Origin of the sequence: Agathobaculum sp. (genome assembly GCF_050946325.1) — a bacterium.
In the GTDB taxonomy this organism is placed as follows: domain Bacteria; phylum Bacillota; class Clostridia; order Oscillospirales; family Butyricicoccaceae; genus Agathobaculum.
The window spans coordinates 1-2,521 of record NZ_JBMNUP010000190.1; the positions used below are offsets into that span (position 1 = coordinate 1).

The following is a 2,521-nucleotide window of genomic DNA, read 5'->3' on the forward strand; positions in this document are numbered from 1 at the left end:
CTGGTGCTGGCTGACCGGCGTGTTCGGCATCGCCACCAAGTATGCGGAAAGCCTGATTGCGGTCAAATACCGCGTACAGACCAAAGACGGCCGCATGCAGGGCGGCGCGATGTATGCGCTGGAGCGCGGCCTGCACATGAAGCGGATGGGCATGGCGTTTGCAGGGTTGGCGATGGTCGCCTCGTTCGGCATTGGCTGCGGCACGCAGATCAACGCAATTTCCGAGGTCATTCAGGGCAACAGCCCGATTCATATTCCGCCCATCGTCATCGGCCTGGTGTTTGCGGTGATTACGGCGGTTGTGATTATCGGCGGCATTCAGTCGATTGCGACGGTATGCGAAAAGCTGGTGCCTTTTATGGCGGCCTTTTATGTGCTGGGCTGCATCATTATCCTCTGCATCAACTATGATTTCATTCTGCCCGCCTTCAAGGCGATTCTGACGCTGGCGTTTGAGCCGGGCGCGGTCGCGGGCGGCCTGACCGGCGGCGGCATCCGTCTGGCGATGCAGTACGGCGTGGCGCGCGGCCTGTTTTCCAATGAATCCGGTCTTGGTTCGGCCCCGCTGGTCGCTTCGGCGGCGCAGACGCGCAACCCCGTGCGGCAGGCGCTGGTTTCTGCAACGGGTACGTTCTGGGATACCGTCGTCGTCTGCCTGATGACCGGCCTGGTGCTGGTTACCACGGTGATGAAAAATCCCGGCATCAATATGGAACACTTTGCGGATGGCGGCCAGATGACAACCGCGGCCTTTTCGCAGATTCCGGTCGTCGGTCCGCTGATTCTGGTGGTCGGCATCATCACCTTTGCGTATTCCACCATTCTCGGCTGGTCGTATTACGGCGAACGCTGCTGCGAATACCTGTGCGGCCCCAAGGGGATACTGCCCTATAAGCTGGTGTTCATCGCGGTCATCGCCATCGGTCCGGTGCTTTCGCTTGATCTGGCGTGGACGGTGGCCAACATTCTCAATGCGCTGATGGCAGTGCCCAATCTGATTGCCGTGCTGCTGCTTTCGGGCGTGATTGCAAAGGATACCCGCCATTACCTGAAAAACCTGGACGAGAAGGACGAGACCCCGATTCCGGTACGCGATAAGTGAGAAAAAAGCCGCCCATAGGGCGGCTTTTTTGCTTATGCGTCTGCTTCAAACGTCATGGTGAAGGCTTCGGTAAAGTCCGAACCGCTGAAGCGGTCGGTCTCATGGAAAAGGGAAGCGTCTGCCGTCTGGAATGTGCCGTCGCTTCGCTGGGAGCGGATGAGCACGGGAATTTCCGTGCCGTATGCAATGTCCGCCGCCTCGCTCAGCGGAAAAACGACAAAGGGATTGGACTCCGGCAGCCCGTCCGGCAGGTCGGGGGCCTGGGCACGGGAAGTGCTCTGGCCGGACAGCAGATTGAGTACGGCCGGCCGTCCGTTCTGCACACGGAATGCGGCGCGGCCCTGCGCGGCAAGTCCAGCAGCATTGGAGATGGAGAAATTGAAAGAATCGTCCTGCTCCCATGCCAGCGCGTCATTCAGCACATACCGGTGGAAAACGATGGAGCGCAGGCGGTCATCTGCCTGATACGCATACACCGTCAGGCTGTCTGCCGGCACATCGGCCAGCCGGAGCAGCGCCTGTTCCTCCTCCGTCAGCGTGACGCGGGCCAGCTGCATGGCGGCAGATTCTCCCTGCGAATCGTCCGGCTTGCCGCAGGCGGCAAGCAGCAGGGCTAACGCCAAAGCCAAAATAGAAATACGTTTTTTCAAAGCGTTCCCCTCCGGTTCTGTTTTGATTCTTTTAGTATAGCAGGCCGGAAAGACCGTGTAAAGCGGCAGGCTGCTGCTGTGGCCGAAATGGACGAAAACACTTGCAAAAGTGCGGTAAAAGGGGTATAAATAATACATGTCTTATTTCAAAAATGCGCGGCCGGGCGCGCATGAGGCGCAGCGGCGCCGCCCCGGAGAAAAAAAGCCGCGCCTGCCGCTGCGCTGCCCTGCATGGTGCAGCCTGCCGCTGGCGCTGATCTTGTCCCTCGGCATCTGGTTTTTGTGCCTGAAAACCATGCCCGTTATTCCGGCAACGTTTTTTACCACGCCGCTGCTCGGCCTGCTCAACTGGCTGCCCGTGCTGCTGGTGCTGCTGGCGCTGCTGTGCGCGCTGGGCAACGTGTTTTCCGCCTCTGCGGTGACGCTGCTGCTGTTTGGTTTGCTGAATTTTGCCAACCGGCTCAAGACGGACGCGCGGGACGATCCGCTGGTGCCGCAGGACCTGCCGATGGCGCGCGAGGCGCTGGAAGCGGCGGGCAGCTATGATTTGCAGGTGGATTGGGCGCTGGCGGCTGTCTGTCTGGCCGTGCTGGCCGGCCTGATCGTCTGCGCCGTGCTGTTCCGCACGCGGCGGCTGCGCCTGCGGGGCGGTGTGCGGGCGGTTTTGCGCGTTTTGGGCTGCGCCTGCTGCTGCGGGGCGCTGGCCGTTCTGACGCAGACCGTGTACGCTTCGGCCGAGGTGTTTGCGTCCTTTCCTGTGACCAACCGG

General features: G+C 60.8%; 2 protein-coding genes and 1 pseudogene. 2 read left to right on the forward strand and 1 reads right to left on the reverse strand.

What is annotated here, in order from left to right:
* Positions 1 to 1,102, forward strand: a 1,102-nt coding sequence (locus ACOYIE_RS10390; protein ID WP_433412930.1) for an alanine/glycine:cation symporter family protein, incomplete at its 5' end; no start/stop codon positions are given.
* A 32-nt stretch (positions 1,103 to 1,134) separates the two neighbouring features.
* Here ACOYIE_RS10390 and ACOYIE_RS10395 read toward each other — a convergent pair.
* Positions 1,135 to 1,752, reverse strand: coding sequence for a hypothetical protein (locus ACOYIE_RS10395; protein WP_433412931.1), 618 nt, complete (start codon positions 1,750 to 1,752; stop codon positions 1,135 to 1,137).
* 136 nt (positions 1,753 to 1,888) lie between these two features.
* On the opposite strand from ACOYIE_RS10395, the pseudogene ACOYIE_RS10400 reads away from it, so the two are divergent.
* Positions 1,889 to 2,521, forward strand: a pseudogene (locus ACOYIE_RS10400) (hypothetical protein); the annotation flags it as partial.